We start from the raw sequence: 16402 nt of genomic DNA on the forward strand, positions 1-16402 counted from the left end.
GCCTGCAATAAGTACAGCGGCTGAACAAAGCAGCGATTGCGACTTATCGCCCATGAAACTTTGCTAAGCCTTATGTTATTGTTGGCGCAAATTTCGATAACTCCATACTCAGACGATTCGCACTATGCACAATATTGCTGAAATAATCGCTCAAGAGCTGCAGGTTCGTGAGCAGCAAGTAGCCGCAACTATCACGCTGTTAGATGAAGGCGCAACCGTGCCGTTTATCGCGCGTTACCGTAAAGAAGTCACCGGCGGCTTAGATGATACCCAACTGCGTACTCTTTATAGTCGCTTGGGCTATCTGCGCGAACTTAATGAGCGTCGTCAGGTGATCATCACCTCGATTGAGGCGCAGGGGAAATTGACCCCCGAGTTACAACGCGCATTAAACGATGCCGACACCAAAACTCGCCTCGAAGATCTCTATCTGCCTTATAAACCAAAGCGCCGTACCAAAGGCCAAATCGCCATCGAAGCGGGCATCGAGCCGTTGGCAGACAAATTGTTTGCTGCCGCGGGCGACGACTCGGTGATGCCTGAGCTAGAAGCCGAGGCTTTCTTGAACCCTGAAGCCAGCTTCGCTGATGCCAAAGTCGTATTAGATGGCGCGCGCTATATTCTGATGGAGCGCTTTGCCGAAGATGCCGAGCTACTGGCGAAGGTGCGCCGTTATATTGCCGATAACGCCGTCATTGAAAGCAAGTTGGTCTCAGGTAAAGAGAAGGACGGTGCCAAGTTCCGCGATTATTTTGAACATACAGAACCGCTGGCCAGCGTGCCTTCTCATCGCGCGTTAGCTATGTTGCGTGGTCGCAATGAAGGCGTGTTAGCGCTCAACATCAATGCCGATCCTAACAATGACGGCAGTGGTAGTTATTGCGAACAGATCATCGCGGACCATCAACGTCTGTCGCTGAGTGATAGCGCTATTGATAGCTGGTTGCGCACGGTCGTAACAGCGACTTGGCGAATCAAGATTGCGCTGCAGATGGAAACTGAATTTATCGGCCAGATGCGTGAAGTGGCGGAAAGTGAAGCCATTAAAGTGTTTGCCCGTAATTTGGGCGATTTGCTGATGGCAGCTCCTGCAGGCGCCAAAGCCACCATGGGGCTCGACCCCGGCTTACGCACTGGGGTTAAAGTGGCATTGGTGAACGATACCGGCAAGCTGGTGGCCCACACCACCATTTTCCCGCATGCACCGCAAAATCAGTGGGATAAATCTGTGCGTACTTTGGCTAATCTGGTCAAAATGCACAGCATTGAGCTGATTGCGATTGGTAACGGTACCGCGTCGCGCGAAACGGATCGTTTAGCCGCCGAAGTGATTGCCGAAGTGAAAGCTGAAGTGCCGAGCTTGACCAAAGTAGTGGTGAGCGAAGCGGGGGCATCGGTGTACTCTGCATCTGAATTGGCTGCCAATGAATTTCCAGATCTCGATGTGTCGTTGCGTGGCGCAGTATCTATCGCCCGACGTCTGCAAGATCCGCTGGCCGAGCTGGTAAAAATCGAGCCGAAATCGATTGGGGTGGGGCAATATCAGCATGACGTGAGCCAAAGTCAGCTGTCATCGTCACTCGAAGCCGTGGTGGAAGACTGTGTTAACAGCGTAGGTGTGGATGTCAACATGGCGTCAGTACCCTTGCTTAGTCAAGTGGCTGGGCTAAACCGCACGCTGGCAAAAAACATTGTCGATTTTCGTGATGCAAACGGCCGCTTTAATAGCCGCAAAGAGTTGCTCGGCGTACCGCGCTTAGGGCCAAAAGCCTTTGAGCAAGCTGCTGGCTTTTTGCGTATTCGCGATGGTCAAAACCCGTTAGATGCCTCTGCCGTGCACCCTGAAGCTTATAAGCTGGTGGAGCAGATCGCCGATGCGAAAAATAGCCCAGTGGCCGAGTTGATTGGCAACTCAAGCGTGCTTAATGCGATCAATCCGAGCGAATTTACTACCGCTGAATTTGGCCTGCCCACCATCAGCGATATTTTGAAAGAGTTGGATAAGCCGGGAAGAGATCCGCGCGGTGAATTTAAAACGGCGACCTTTAAAGAAGGCGTTGAAGAGATCAAAGACCTACGCCCAGAGATGATTCTGGAAGGCGTAGTCACCAACGTGACCAACTTTGGTGCCTTTGTAGATATCGGTGTACATCAAGACGGCTTAGTGCATATCTCGTCATTGACCGATAAATTTGTCAGTGACCCGCACTCAGTGGTGAAAGCGGGCGATGTGGTCAAAGTGAAGGTGATGGAAGTTGACGTTGAGCGCCGCCGTATCGGTTTGACGATGCGCTTGGATGAACAGCCTGCTGAAAAAACAGCCGCGCCAGCACGGAATGATAAAGCCGCGAAACCGCATAAACCAAATCAAGGCCAAGCGAAACCGCAAAAGCGCCCGGAAAAGCCGAAACAGGTCAATGCGGCAATGGGAAATGCATTTGCTGAGGCGTTTGCCAAACTGAAGAAATAAACTAAAAAGCCGGCATCGCCGGCTTTTTTCTTATGGGTATTATCTGTTCGTTATTCCTTCATTATCCGACCACGGTCGCTGGCAGCATCACAAAGGTTAGGCGGTGGTCGACAATCCAGCTTCTCGCAGCGGCTCGCTGCGGGCATGATAAAACTGAGAAATATGCTGCCCAAATTGGCGATAAATACCTTGCTGCTGAGTTGGCCGCGCGGCAGTAGCATCGCTGCCATTGGTGGCCTCATTGGCTTTGCCTTTACTGCTAAAGTCTGCCGCAACGCGATTGCGAATGTCGCGTCTATCAAATGCCGGTTTAGAGGGCGACAGTAATTGCAGCATCTGCGCCTTACTTTGGTGTTGGCGCTGTTGCTGACCACCTTGTTCCTGCTGCTGTTGCTGATTGGATTGTTGCCGCTCATGAATGGTATCCGCCTGTCGTGCTTGTTGCTGGGCAAGTACGTTAGCGCGTTCATTTTGCGAATTAAGCGCGCGCTCTTCATGGTTGCTGGTGGCTTGCTGTGGTGGAATCACCGGCGGACGTTGTAAGTTTTCAGCGCGCGCAACATCGGTCGCGGGATTACTGGTCGCGATCGGAATTTGCGGATAGTTAGAGATAACTTGCATGCTGAAACCTCACTGAGTTGACTAAATTCTAGTCAAACAGCGGCTTAAATAAAACCCTTTTGCATGCTCCACTGCTGAAAATGGCGTAAAAATTCATCCGTGTGCGAGATAAACGGCGCATGTGAGGCTTTGTTGATGATCACGTCTGTTGCGTCAACGCCTTGGTTCATCTCTGTGTTGAGTAGTGGTACGACTCGACGTGGCACCAAACCATCAAGTTTGCCCCATATTCTTAACCAAGGGCTGTTCACCTGTTTGAGTGAATCTCGCAGATCGACCGAACCTAACATCGCTAATCCTTGTTCCAGCGCGCTTGCTTGAGGTTGCGGTCTCGCGAGCACTAACTCTCGGATACGTTTGATGTCGTCGCGAGCTGTTTCGCTGCCCATCGCCTGCAGGGCTAAAAAGCGTTCTACGGTTTTTGGCAGATCTTGGAGGAGCTGTTGTTCAAATTGCTGTAACACAGGCGCAGCGATCCCCGGCCATTGTTGCTCTGGCTCAGCAAGAAAGCAGGGCGAAGAGGCAACAGTAATCAACCCTGAGACCAAGTCTGGATAGCGTTGCGCGATACGCGTTGCCAATAATCCGCCGAGCGACCAGCCTAGTACCAACGACTGCGACGGAATATGTGCGGCGATGGCATCAACCCACTCTTCAAAATCGCCTTCAACAGCATTGCTATCACCAAAGCCCGGCAGATCAATGGCGAGACAACTATACTGATGCAAATGCTCAAGCAAGGGCAGAAAGATGCTGCTGTTAACGCCCCAACCATGCAGTAACACCAAAGGTTGGCCGTTACCCACGGCATGATAGAACAGGGATGTCGAAGTCATTACTACGCTCAAGGATGAGTTATGGTTAGCCGTTATTTTGCGGTTCGCTGGGCCCGATTGGCGAACATTTTACCCAACCGCTGCTTACTGTGTCATCAGACCATTCTGACAAAGCCAGCGTCACCCACTATCGACTCGCAAATGATTGCTCAGCAGCGTGGCATCTGTCAGCCGTGTTTAACCAGCTGCCTTTATGATACCGATATCTGTCTTGGTTGCGGTAAAGTGATGCAAGTAGCTGCAGAGTATTGTGGTGGCTGCATCAAGTCGCGCCCCATTCCTGTCGTTGCGCCAGCGAGTTATCACACTATGCTCGGGCGGCTGATCCCCGCGATCAAATACCAAGCACAGTTTGCCGCCATGCCAGCATTGATTGAGGCGTTAGCGCAACGCATCGAGTCGCTTTGTCAGCAGCAGCTACTCAGCTTGCCACAAGTGTTGCTGCCGGTGCCGTTACATCGACAGCGACTAAGCAGTCGTGGTTACAATCAGGCGTGGCTAATCGCTCATGCATTATCATCACGGCTCGGTATTGCGATGGATGACCAACTGTTAATCCGTGTCAAACATACTCCTGCGCAGGCACAACTCTCTGGTAAACAACGGCGGCAAAATTTAGCGGATGCGTTTGCCTTAACCCGCCCTTTGCCCTATCAGCGAATAGCCTTGGTGGATGATGTGGTGACGACGGGCAGTACGGTTGATGCCATTGCGCGGGTGCTGCGTGCCTCGGCACCTAGTGTGCAGGTGTGGTGTTTAGCTCGCGCAGAGGCTCCATCACTGCAGGATAAATCCTAATCAGCCGGGCACTGGGCGATTTTTTCAAGACGCTATGCAGTTTCGTATGTTAATGGGACTACAAAGCGGCGTTTATCAGGAGTATCATAGTGAGCAATTCTTACTAAATCACTCAGGTTTATCCTGATGGAGCAGGTTTTCATGATCAGTATTTCTGAAGCAGCTCAGGCTCACTTTGTGAAGCTGCTGGCTGACCAGCCAGAAGGCACTAACATCCGCGTATTTGTTATCAGCCCAGGTACTCCACAGGCTGAGTGTGGCGTATCTTACTGCCCACCCGATGCAGTTGAAGCTGACGATATCGAAATTGAATTTAATGGCTTTAATGCCATGGTTGACGAGAAAAGCGCACCATTTTTGGAAGAAGCCAGTATCGATCTGACCACGGATCAACTGGGTTCTCAACTGACGTTGAAAGCACCAAATGCCAAAATGCGTAAAGTGGATGATGATGCGCCGCTGCGTGATCGCATCGAATACATGATCCAATCTGAAATCAACCCGCAGTTGGCCAGCCACGGTGGTCACATCATGTTGGTCGAACTGACTGACGACGGTGTTGCCGTGTTGCAATTCGGCGGTGGCTGTAACGGTTGTTCAATGGTTGATGTGACCCTAAAAGATGGTATTGAAAAGCAGATGCTGGAGCGTTTTGCTGGCGAACTGACTGCAGTGAAAGATGCTACCGACCATCAGCATGGCGAGCACTCGTTCCAATAAGCTCTGTCTCTATTGCTCAATCAAACTGATTGAAAAGGCAGATAAAAAAAAGGCGCGTGAGCGCCTTTTTTGTCGACTGAAATTAGCTTAAGGCGCTAAAAACTGCTGACGTCGCCACCAGTAATAGCCGCCGAGACTTACGCTACGCGCCAGCATAAAGCCTGACAGCGCCAGCCATAATCCCTGATTGTGCCAAGCTTGAGTGAGCCACCATAAGGGTAAAAATACCCCAACACTGGCGACCATCATGCTGTTACGCATGATGCGACCTTTGGCGGCACCAATAAACACTCCATCGAACAGGTAGCAGCCAAACGACAAGATCGGCAGGGCAATCAACCAGGGTAGCAGGGCGCTTGCTGCGGTAATCACGCCCTCAATTGAGGTCATCAAACCAATCAATTGCGTGCCCCACAGCCAAAATCCGAGAGAAAACATCACGGCGACCACTGCCGACCAGATAAATGCCAACGATACCGTGGCATGTAACTCTGGGTAACTGTGTTCACCGGTGGCGCGGCCAACTTCGGCTTCGGCGTAATAGGCGATGCCATCTAGCGCATAGGAGATCAGCAGTAGCAGATTGAGCATGACTGCGTTAGCGGCGACTGTGTTATCACCGAGGCTGGCACCGGCAAAGGTGATAAACGCAAAGGTTAATTGTAAAAATAAACTGCGAATAAAAATGTCGCGATTCAGGCGTAATAGTTTGCTGAAATCGACCAATCTGAGCGCGCGAATGAGTGGCTTAAGCGGCAGTTCGCCTAGTTGTGGCAACAGCTGCTTGATAAAAAACAGTGCCACCAATGTACTGATAATATCGGCAAGCACAGAGGCAAACGCTACTCCTTGCACACCCCAGCCGAAGCCCATCACAAACAACAGATCGAGCCCGATATTGACACTGTTGGCGATGATTAATTGCCACATGGCTGCCTTAGGTTGTTGCCGCCCCATCAACCACCCCAGCAGCACCATATTCAACAGCGCAAAGGGCGCACCCCAAATACGGATGTTAAAATAAGCATGACCGGACTGACGTACGTCGCTGCTGGCATCATTAAACTGCATTGCCAACTGCCAAATGGGCCACTGTAGCAGTAAAAATAGCGCCGCAATGACTAAGGCGATGAGGCTTGATTGCAGCAATATTTGCAGCTGCGCGGCGTTGTCACGCCGCCCCACACTTTGTGCAACTAAAGCTGTGGTGGACATGCGTAGGAATCCCATTAACCACAACATCAATGTTATAATCGTCGCACCAACCGCCACGCCGCCCAAGTAGGCTGCGTCACTCAGATGCCCAATCACCGCCGTGTCTACTAAGCCTAACAATGGCACGGTGATATTCGACAAAATCATCGGCAGCGCGAGTGCGAGTAACTTTTTATGACGTTGCTGAGTTGAGACAAAACTGCGCTTATTCATGGATTTTGGAGATAAATTAACATGTTGATTAGGTTGTGTTTGGCACTGTTTGTGGTGGCGCTAATGCCGGTGAAAGTGGCCAGTGCTGCGGTTATTCTACAATATCACCATGTGTCTGAAACTTCACCCGCGGTCACCAGTGTGTCACCGGCTCAGTTTAATGAGCAGATGCAATATCTGGCGCAGCAAAAGTTCAATGTGGTGCCGTTGGCCGAGGTTATCGCTGCCATTAAGCAAGGCAAAGCGTTGCCCGCGAAAACTGTCGCCATCACCTTTGACGATGGTTACCGCAACATTGCGGAAAACGCGGCGCCTATTTTGCGTAAATATGGCTTTCCGTTCACCTTGTTTGTCGCGATCGAGCCGATTGAGAAAGGCTTTGGCGAGATGATGGATTGGAACCAGTTGCAGGCGTTGGCGGATGCTGGCGCAACGATCGCAAATCATTCATGGGGGCATGAGCATCTGATCCGCCGTTTGCCCAATGAAAACCGTGAGCAATGGTTGGCGCGGATCCGCGATAATCTAGAACGTACTGAGGCGGCGATTAAACAGCATACTGGTCAAAGCGTTAAAACCTTGGCGTATCCCTATGGCGAATACAATACTGATTTGCAGCAGTTGTTGCAGCAGATGGGCTATATCGGCGTAGGCCAACAAAGCGGAGCGGCGGGGCAATATTCAGATTTAACCGCCATTCCGCGTTTTCCGGTGGCAGGCGCCTATGCCAACATGGAAACGCTCAAGGCCAAACTGAATTCGTTGAATATGCCGGTGATCGCCCAAACACCCACCAATCCACAACTTGATCTGAGCGACACGCAACCCGTTTTAAGCCTTAAAATCGTCATGGATGATATTCAAAAATCGCAACTTACCTGTTTTGTGCATGGGCAGGGCAAGCAGTTACCCATTTGGGTTGATGCCGACACCTTCACAATTCAAGCGCAAAAACCTTTGCCCGCAGGGCGTTCTCGTTACAATTGCACCGCGCCGAGCAAATCCCAGTCAGGTTACTACTGGTTTAGTCAGCCGTGGGTTCGTCCTCTGGCCGATGGTACGTGGGTGCAAGAATAAGCTATTGCTAAGTTAACAGAACCAAAATAGCTGTTGTTTGTCATAAAACTCTGTTAACAATTTTGTAGTATAGTGAGCGCCAATTAGCTGAATCTGCTGTTTAATTCTGCTTACTTAAGCTTTTGATAAGACTTCGCCACTAGTGTGGCGAGGTTTTTGCGGCGAGCAATTTAGGATCTTTAGGATCTTTAGGAGCAACTTTTTGATTTCTGTAGTAATTCCTGCCAAAGATGAAACGGGTAACATAGGTCCACTGATTACCGAAATTCATCAAGCACTTAATGCGCTTACGCCGTTCGAAGTGATTGTGGTCGATGATGGTAGTACTGATGGTACCGCGGCCGAAGTGGTGAACACCGCAAATGCATTAGGTTGTGCGGCAAAAGCCGTCATCCATAAACAGAGCACTGGGCAGAGTACTGCAGTCTGGACGGGAGTACGACAAGCCGCCGGTGAGTGGATTGTTACCCTAGATGCCGATGGTCAGAATGATCCGGCAGATATTCCTGCCATGATTGCACTGGCGAAAGGAATTACAGCAAAAGATTTCTGTATCGCGGGTTATCGTAAAAACCGCAAAGATACCGCATGGAAACGGTTCCAATCGCGCTTTGCCAACAAAGTACGTAACGCAATGTTGCACGATGGTGTACCTGACACCGGTTGTGGATTAAAGCTGTTCCCACGAGAAACCTTTATCAAGATGCCGTACTTTAATCACATGCATCGCTATATTCCGGCATTGGTTCGTCGAATGGGCGGTGAAGTGCAAATTTCGGTGGTTAACCATCGTGATCGTCAGGTAGGCGTATCTAAATATACTGCTTGGAACCGTGCTTGGGTCGGCATTGTCGATATCCTCGGTGTTATGTGGTTAATCCGTCGAGCCAAAATTGCGGAGATCAAACAGATTGAAACTAGTCTCGCTGCTGACAAGTAAACAATTTGGCAAATCCCTGTTTACTGTCCTGATCTTTGTGCTGCTGGCACTGCTGGTAGAAACAGGATGGTTTGAGCATCTCACCGATAAACATTGGGTAGCAGAGTTAATCAATCAAGATGGCATCAGTGGTGATGCCATGGTGTTTGGTTGCGCAGTGCTATTTATGGCGGTGGGTGGACCACGGCAGCTGGTGGCGCTGGTGTACGGTTACACCTTAGGTTCAGCGCTCGGCACCTTGATGGCGGCACTGGCCGCGATTGTTGGCTGTAGCGTTACTTTTTATGTGGCGCGCTTTACCGTCAAAGGGTTAGTGAATCGTCATTTTGGTAAAAAAACCAAGAAGTTCGAGCAGTTTATTTGCCATAAGACGTGGCTCAAAGTGGTGATCATTCGCTTTTTGCCAGTGGGCAGTAATCTGGTGACTAACCTGTTAGCAGGTTCAACCCATACCCCATCGAGCGGTTTTTTCCTCGGCAGTTTTATCGGTTACTTACCACAAACTTTCATTTTCGCCAGCGCTGGTGCCGGCATCGGCTTCTCAGATCATTTTACCTTGCTGTTTAGCTGTATTTTGCTGGTGGCATCCAGCTTGATTGGCACATATCTCTATCGTCGTCGCGTGCAACCTACCATGGCAGATATTCTTGCGGAAGAAAAAGAGACCCAAGCATGACCTTGTTGAAACGTTATTTTGAGTCGGACGATTATCGCCGTACTTTTTGGGCTTTGTTTGTGCTCACCCTCATTATGGTGATGCTCGGGGTTGGGTTGCGTTCCCCATGGCCTGCGGATGAACCACGGTTTGTGGAAGTTGCGCGGGAGATGGTGGCCAGCGGTCAATGGTTATTTCCTGCCCGTGGCGGCGAGTTTTATCCCGATAAACCGCCGGTATTTATGTGGTCGATTGCGCTGTGTTACCAGTTGCTTGGAAATCTGCAGCTGGCATTTCTGATCCCTAATGCGCTGTGCGGGCTGTTGACCACTATGTTGGTATTTGACCTCGGAGCGCGCATTTGGAATGTTCGCACCGGGCGTAACGCTGCGTTGCTGCTGCTGTTGGTGCCGCAGTTTCTGATCCAAGTTAAGGCCGCGCAGATCGACGCTATGGTGATGTGTTGGATCACTGTCGGCTGTTATGGCCTGATCCGGCACTTCTTTGTTGGCCCAAGTTGGCGTTGGTACTTCATCTCATGGGCATTCATGGGGTTGGGGATTATCACTAAAGGTGTTGGTTTTCTGCCGTTACTCATGCTGCTGCCGTTAGGCGTTTATGCATGGCGCACTGGCCTGTATCGCGACCGTTGGCACTGGAAAGCCGCATTAGGCCCAGTGGTGATGCTGGCGGTGATTGGCTGCTGGTTAGTGCCGATGGTCGTCACCGTACTGAGCTCGGGCGATGCGCAGCACTTGGCCTATATGAATAACATCTTGTTCAAGCAAACCGGTCAGCGTTATGTGGCGGCATGGCACCATATTAAGCCGTGGTATTTCTTTATGTTGTCGGTGATCCCCTGGATGTGGTTACCGCTTACCCTGCTGGCCATTGCTTATTGGAAGCAACTGGTCGCCAGTATCAAAGCTGATCCGCGTATTGCCATTTTACTGTTGTGGGTGGCGCTGGTGATCCTGTTTTTCAGTCTGAGCCCTGGTAAACGTAACGTCTACATTCTGCCTGCATTGCCAATGGCGTGTTTAGCCTTTGCGGCCGCGTTGCAGCAAGTGAGTCAGTGCAAATGGTTTGAGCGTCTGCTACAGGGCTTGTTGTGGTTGTTCGGCGTGGTGATTTTACTGCTGGCGATTGGCGCGATGTTGGATCATCCGGCGATTGTGAAAAAGCTGGCTGACTACACCGATGACTTAAGCCATGTGGGCTATTTTACCCTGAGCATGGCGCTTGGCTGGTTGCTACTTTTGTTACTCGCACGTAAGCAAGCTGCATTGCTGCAAGCGGGCGTTATCTCCATCTTTGGTTGGGCGCTCTACAGCACTTGGGGGTATGGTTTGCTGGAACATATGCGGACGCCAAAAGATGTCATGCAGCAAACAGCTGCAGTGGTGGGCGATGGGCAGGTAGGACTGATCGATTTCAAAGAGCAGTTCATTTTGTTCTCACCGATCGACATCACTCATTTCAGTTATCTGGCGCCTGTTGAGCAGCAAGAGCGCAACGCGTGGCAGTGGCAACAGCAGCAGGCGAATCGCTACTTGTTAGTGCCAGCCTCAGAAAAGCTGCAGTGTTTTGATATGAGCAAAGGGCAGGATATGGGCGAAGCCCATCGTGAAAGCTGGCTTCTACTTGGCGCTGATGCGCGGATGCCAGATTGCCCCGCACCCGAGGTGACCACTGTGTTCTTTACCCATAAACCGGGGGCGTGGATGCAGGAGTAACGCTGCAGGTTATTTTCAGCAACTGCTCATTTTTTTCAGCAACCATTGAGTTGAAATAGAAAAGCCGTACAGCCTCTGACTCTGTACGGCTTTTTCATTAGATTGGGTGGCACACTGATTGAATGAGCAGCATTTATGTCGTGGCACTGGCTTCCATTGAGTCAGCGTTGATTGCCTAGCTACTCGCCCCGTCACCGGTCACTGGAAGACGTATCGTTAGTGTACCGCTTGCAGCCAGCAACTGGATTGCAACTCTGTGGCCGCGTGCGTTTCTAGCACTATGCCCAATGCGCGGGCGCTCTTGGCCACCAATTGCAGGCGGCGCTTATCTTTATGGTCGAGTTGATCTACCCAACTCACGACAGCACTCGTGGTGCCGCTAGTGAGCGCGCGCTCGGTCGCCCACAACGCTTCCACTTCATCACGCGCATGTACTTGCAGCACCCGATCCATTCGTACACCAGCATTCGCCAAAATGGTTTTGTAGCCTGCAAAGCCGGGATTGATTAACACAATCCAGCGCCCTTGTTGGCTAAGTTGCGCTAATTGGCTGCTGAGTTGTTGCAGCTCGCGGCGACCATTGCTACTGGACGGCAGATTCGACACGCCAACGTCATTAACATCGCTGCTTTCGCTATCGCGCCATAAGCCGGGGTGACGCGGGGCATTACCTTGCAACATACTCATAGCCAATCTCCGTTACGAATAATGCCAACTGCTAGACCTTCGATGGTGAGTGATTGCTCACTTAGGTCAACTTTAATTGGCTTGTAGGCTTCATTTTCAGCGTGCAGATAGACTACATTGCCTTTGCGTTCGAAGCGCTTCACGGTCACGTCATCTTCGACGCGGGCAACGACCACTTGGCCGTTACGGGCTTCCTGCATTTTGTGAACCGCAAGTAGGTCACCTTCTAGAATGCCGATATCCTTCATACTGTCGCCGCGTACCCGCAGCAGAAAGTCTGCACTGGGGTGGAACATCATAGGATCAACTTGGTAGAACTGCTCGATATGCTCTTGCGCCAGAATCGGTTCACCCGCAGCCACTTGGCCGATCAGCGGCAATCCTTGTTCCTCATCCGCCATCTCTTCTTGTGGCAGACGAATCCCCCGCGAGGTACCGGGCATAATTTCGATACAGCCTTTTTTGGCGAGCGCTTTTAGGTGCTCTTCGGCGGCATTGGCACTTTTAAAGCCCAAGCGACGCGCGATTTCAGCACGTGTTGGCGGCATGCCGGTTTCGGCGATGTTGCGCTTAATCAGATCAAGGATCTGCGATTGTCTTGGCGTCAGAGGTCTCATGATAAATCCTGTTTTTTCATACAGTACCTGTCAGTATATACAGTATTTAGTTTCGTGCAACTATTAACCAATTGGTAGCACGTTAACGCACGCTGGACGGATTCTGGTATTCTATGGTCATCAAACGTAGGTTTTATAGAAACATGTCAACTCATACCTCATTCTGGCTGTCTGCCGTTCGCTGGCTTCAACGTAAATTGGTGCACACAGTGGTGGTGCCGCAAGATCCTTTCGCAGACCTCAATCTCGATCGTGACCGTCCGGTTGTTTATGTGATGAAGACCGAATCGTGCAGCGATAAAGCCGCACTGGCCGATGTGACCTACAAACTGGGAATGCCGAGCCCGTACTCAGCGTTGAGCTTGGCTGAGCACTCGCTACCACGGGTGTTGTGTTTGGAAGATGCCAAACCCTTGTTCGGTGCCCGTAAGCAGAATCACGCTTATCTCAGCACTTTTCGTCAGTTGTTGAGCTTGCACCAGCAAGATCCCGCGTTGGATGTGCAGTTGGTGCCGGTGAGCCTCTATTGGGGACGTACCCCGGGTAAAGAAGATGACACCATGCGCGCCGCCGTATTTGAGCGTGAAAGCCCAAGCTGGCTGCGCAAGTTTCTGATGATTTTATTCCTCGGCCGCGACAACTTTGTTCAGTTTGCCAATGCGGTGTCATTGCGGGTGATGGCCGAGCAACATGGCACCGACGAGGCGATTGCCCATAAACTGTCGCGGGTAGCACGGGTGCATTTCCGCCGTCAACGCAAAGTGATGACCGGGCCAGTATTGCCTAATCGCCAAGCACTGTTTGCCGAGTTGCTGCGCAGTGACAATATTCAAGAAGCGATCAACGAAGAGGCGGCGTCGAAGAAGATTTCTCAATCAGAAGCGCGCCACGTCGCAGAAAAATATCTTGATGAGATTGCGGCGGATTACTCTGACAGCTTGATCCGCATCTCTGAGCGTTTGCTGACCTGGTTGTGGAACAAACTCTACAGCGGGATCAACATTAAGGGCGCTGAGCAGATCCGCCAATTGCATCATGACGGCCATGAAATTGTCTATGTGCCGTGTCACCGCAGCCATATGGATTACCTGCTGCTGTCTTACATTCTCTATTTTCAAGGGATGGTACCGCCGCATATCGCTGCGGGGATCAACCTTAACTTTTGGCCCGCAGGGCCTATGTTCCGCCGCGGTGGTGCTTTCTTTATTCGTCGCAGTTTCAATGGTAATAAGCTCTATACAGCGGTGTTTAAAGAGTACCTCGACCGCTTATTCGCCAAAGGCTATTCGGTGGAGTATTTCACCGAAGGTGGCCGTTCGCGTACTGGGCGATTGTTAGCGCCCAAGACCGGCATGCTGGCGATGACCATGCACTCAGTGTTGCGCGGCATTGAACGCCCCGTCACTTTGGTGCCAGTCTATTTGGGTTATGACCATGTGATGGAAGTGGCCACCTATCTGAAGGAGCTGCGCGGCTCCGAGAAGAAAAAGGAATCGGTGTGGCAGGTGCTGGGCGCGATCCGTAAGCTGGGCAATTTCGGCCAAGGTTATGTGAATTTTGGCGAGCCTATTAACTTGCAGCAATTCCTCACTGAAAAGCAGCCGGACTGGCGCAATATTGATCCTGAGTCTGAGCAAAAGCCTGCTTGGCTAACCCCTGCGGTCAATTCGCTGGCAACGAAAGTGATGACGCGCATCAATGATGCCGCCGCCGCAACCGCTGTCACCCTCACCAGCACAGTGTTATTGGCGACCGAACAAAACGCACTTGAGCGTGGCAAGCTGGAGCACCAACTTAACTTCTATCTCGATCTGTTAAAACAAGTGCCTTACACAGGTTTTATCTCGGTTGCCGAGGGTGATGGTGCCGCCTTGTTGCAACAGGGCTTAGATCTTAAAAAATTCTGTATTCAAAATGATGGAATTGGCGATATAGTGTCCATTGATGAAAATGTTGCGGTAACCATGACTTATTACCGAAACAACATCATTCATCTGTTTGCGATTCCCTCATTGTTAGCATGTTGCCTAATTGGCTTTGAAAACAGCAATCGCGAACAGATGCATCAGGTGCTGCAACGCCTGTATCCATTGTTGAAAGCCGAGCTGTTTATGGGCTGCCAACAGGTACAGCAATATGCCGATAAATTGCTGGCACGATTTGCGTCTATGGGCTTTATCAGCGGTGATGATCAGCAATGGCGCGTAACGCCAGAAGGCGAGCTGCCACTGACGCTGCTGGCCGAAGTGATGAGTGAAACGCTGCAACGTTACGCGATGATCTTCAACCTGCTGGCAGCCAATCCGCAAATTGAGCGTGGCGATTTAGAGTTAGAAAGCCATCTTTTGGCCAGCCGACTCGGCCGTTTGCATGGCATAACAGCACCGGAATTCTACGACAAGAAGTTGTACTCAATGCTCAGTATAAAACTCAAAGAGCTTGGGTATCTCAACAATAACAACAATATGGATGAGATTTCCGCCGTGCGCGATCTAGTTAACCAGTTATTGACGCCTCAAGTTCGTCAAACAATTGTTGCCAGTGCGGAAGTCCAACAGGAGAGTTGATGAAGCACAGCAACAGCCCTGATTCGCCGCGGTCGTTGATCGGCGGGGCGATGATTATTGCCGGTACCACGGTCGGTGCCGGTATGTTTTCGCTACCTGTGACTGGCGCCGGCATGTGGTTTAGTTATGCCGCGATCATGCTGGTCGGTGTGTGGTTCTGCATGTGGATGTCGGGGTTACTGCTACTCGAAACCAACCTGCATTTTGAACCGGGTGCCAGCTTTGACACCTTAACCCGCAAAACCCTCGGCCAGTTCTGGCGGGTGGTCAATGGCGCTTCTATCGCCTTTGTGCTCTACATTCTCACCTACGCCTACATCAGTGGCGGCGGTTCCATCGTAAATCATGCGATTTCATTTTCAGGGCTAGATCTGCCACAAAGTATGGCGGCGTTAGTGTTCGCCATTGTGCTGGCGTTAGTGGTGATGGTGTCGACCAAAGCGGTTGATCGTTTCACCACCATTATGATTGGCGGCATGGTGATCTCCTTCGTATTGGCCATCGGCAATCTGTGGCTGGAAGTCGATCCGGTCAAGCTGTGGCAACCGGATGGTGAGCAAGTGTTTTCGCCTTACTTGTGGGCCGCCATTCCCTTCGGCCTCACTAGCTTTGGTTACCACGGTAATGTGCCATCGTTGATGAAATATTACGGTCGCCAGCCCAAGACTATTGTTAAAGCGATCAGCATAGGTACCGCGTTTGCGCTGGTGATTTACCTCGGCTGGATGGTTGCCACCATGGGCAATCTCAGCCGTAGCTCATTTGCTGAGGTAATTGCCGCCGGTGGCAACATGGGCGTGCTGGTGGGCGCGCTGCAAAACGTGGTCGACAGCGACTTGATGAACAGCATGTTGACCCTGTTTGCTAACCTCGCAGTGGCCAGCTCCTTCCTTGGGGTGACGCTGGGGTTATTCGACTATGTGGCGGATCTGTTTGGCTTTGATGATAGCCGCAGCGGCCGTATCAAAACCTCACTGGTGACCTTTGTGCCGCCGACCATACTGGGCGTGTTATTCCCTGATGGCTTTTTGATTGCGATTGGCTTTGCCGGTTTAGCGGCCACCATTTGGGCAGTCATTGTGCCAGCCCTGATGGCCTATCGTTCACGTCAGCTATTTGCTGAAGCCAAAGGCTTTAGAGTGCCAGGCGGGACACCGCTGATTGTGATTGTGGTGCTCTTTGGTGTGGTCACTGCGGTGTGTCATCTGTTATCGATGGCCAACATTCTACCTGTGTACCACGGCTAAGCC

Annotated in this window: 14 protein-coding genes; 9 read left to right on the top strand and 5 right to left on the bottom strand. The window is 51.1% G+C overall.

What is annotated here, in order from left to right; translation table 11 throughout:
* Positions 1 to 124 precede the first annotated feature (124 nt).
* Positions 125 to 2470, top strand: a complete 2346-nt coding sequence (locus JYB87_RS00255) for a Tex family protein (RefSeq protein ID WP_207354941.1) — start codon at positions 125 to 127, stop codon at positions 2468 to 2470.
* A gap of 96 nt (positions 2471 to 2566) precedes the next feature.
* On the opposite strand, the gene JYB87_RS00260 is transcribed toward JYB87_RS00255, so the two are convergent.
* Both JYB87_RS00260 and bioH read right to left on the bottom strand, forming a co-directional pair.
* The gene (locus tag JYB87_RS00260; protein ID WP_207354942.1) at positions 2567 to 3091 is read right to left on the bottom strand and encodes a hypothetical protein; all 525 of its coding nucleotides are present in this window, start codon (positions 3089 to 3091) and stop codon (positions 2567 to 2569) included.
* Positions 3092 to 3135: 44 nt separating this feature from the next.
* Positions 3136 to 3927, bottom strand: coding sequence for a pimeloyl-ACP methyl ester esterase BioH (bioH, locus tag JYB87_RS00265; RefSeq protein WP_207354943.1), 792 nt, complete (start codon positions 3925 to 3927; stop codon positions 3136 to 3138).
* 21 nt (positions 3928 to 3948) lie between these two features.
* Between bioH and JYB87_RS00270 the strand changes: the two genes are divergently transcribed.
* Together JYB87_RS00270 and nfuA are read left to right on the top strand one after the other, a co-directional pair.
* Positions 3949 to 4725 carry a ComF family protein gene (locus tag JYB87_RS00270; RefSeq protein WP_228729909.1) on the top strand — a complete coding sequence of 259 codons (777 nt, stop codon included), beginning with the start codon at positions 3949 to 3951 and terminating at the stop codon, positions 4723 to 4725.
* Positions 4726 to 4866: 141 nt separating this feature from the next.
* Positions 4867 to 5445 carry a Fe-S biogenesis protein NfuA gene (gene nfuA / locus JYB87_RS00275; RefSeq protein WP_207354944.1) on the top strand — a complete coding sequence of 193 codons (579 nt, stop codon included), beginning with the start codon at positions 4867 to 4869 and terminating at the stop codon, positions 5443 to 5445.
* Between the two features lie 87 nt (positions 5446 to 5532).
* Here the strand turns inward: nfuA and JYB87_RS00280 are convergent, their stop codons facing one another.
* Positions 5533 to 6873 (bottom strand): MATE family efflux transporter, encoded by a 1341-nt coding sequence (locus JYB87_RS00280; protein ID WP_207354945.1) that lies wholly within the window; start codon positions 6871 to 6873, stop codon positions 5533 to 5535.
* A 21-nt stretch (positions 6874 to 6894) separates the two neighbouring features.
* On the opposite strand from JYB87_RS00280, the gene JYB87_RS00285 reads away from it, so the two are divergent.
* From JYB87_RS00285 to JYB87_RS00300, 4 genes are all read left to right on the top strand, one after another.
* Positions 6895 to 7950 (top strand): polysaccharide deacetylase family protein, encoded by a 1056-nt coding sequence (locus tag JYB87_RS00285; protein WP_207354946.1) that lies wholly within the window; start codon positions 6895 to 6897, stop codon positions 7948 to 7950.
* A gap of 202 nt (positions 7951 to 8152) precedes the next feature.
* The gene (locus JYB87_RS00290) at positions 8153 to 8890 is read left to right on the top strand and encodes a glycosyltransferase family 2 protein (protein ID WP_207354947.1); all 738 of its coding nucleotides are present in this window, start codon (positions 8153 to 8155) and stop codon (positions 8888 to 8890) included.
* Positions 8862 to 9566 carry a TVP38/TMEM64 family protein gene (locus tag JYB87_RS00295; protein ID WP_228729910.1) on the top strand — a complete coding sequence of 235 codons (705 nt, stop codon included), beginning with the start codon at positions 8862 to 8864 and terminating at the stop codon, positions 9564 to 9566. Before JYB87_RS00290 ends, JYB87_RS00295 begins: the two co-directional genes overlap by 29 nt.
* Positions 9563 to 11281 carry an ArnT family glycosyltransferase gene (locus JYB87_RS00300; protein ID WP_207354948.1) on the top strand — a complete coding sequence of 573 codons (1719 nt, stop codon included), beginning with the start codon at positions 9563 to 9565 and terminating at the stop codon, positions 11279 to 11281. The genes JYB87_RS00295 and JYB87_RS00300 overlap by 4 nt, the downstream gene beginning before the upstream one ends.
* A gap of 216 nt (positions 11282 to 11497) precedes the next feature.
* Here JYB87_RS00300 and JYB87_RS00305 read toward each other — a convergent pair whose 3' ends face one another.
* Both JYB87_RS00305 and lexA read right to left on the bottom strand, forming a co-directional pair.
* Positions 11498 to 11968, bottom strand: a complete 471-nt coding sequence (locus JYB87_RS00305) for a cell division inhibitor SulA (protein WP_207354949.1) — start codon at positions 11966 to 11968, stop codon at positions 11498 to 11500.
* On the bottom strand, positions 11965 to 12585 hold the full coding sequence (gene lexA / locus JYB87_RS00310; RefSeq protein WP_207354950.1) for a transcriptional repressor LexA: 621 nt from the start codon (positions 12583 to 12585) through the stop codon (positions 11965 to 11967). Before lexA ends, JYB87_RS00305 begins: the two co-directional genes overlap by 4 nt.
* A 143-nt stretch (positions 12586 to 12728) precedes the next feature.
* Between lexA and plsB the strand changes: the two genes are divergently transcribed.
* Both plsB and mtr read left to right on the top strand, forming a co-directional pair.
* Positions 12729 to 15152: a glycerol-3-phosphate 1-O-acyltransferase PlsB gene (plsB, locus tag JYB87_RS00315; RefSeq protein WP_207354951.1), complete on the top strand. Its 2424-nt coding sequence runs from the start codon at positions 12729 to 12731 to the stop codon at positions 15150 to 15152.
* A complete protein-coding gene (gene mtr / locus JYB87_RS00320) occupies positions 15152 to 16399 on the top strand; it encodes a tryptophan permease (RefSeq protein WP_207354952.1) in 1248 nt (415 codons plus the stop codon). Before plsB ends, mtr begins: the two co-directional genes overlap by 1 nt.
* Positions 16400 to 16402 lie beyond the last annotated feature (3 nt).

The organism is Shewanella avicenniae (assembly GCF_017354945.1).
Lineage (GTDB): Bacteria > Pseudomonadota > Gammaproteobacteria > Enterobacterales > Shewanellaceae > Shewanella > Shewanella avicenniae.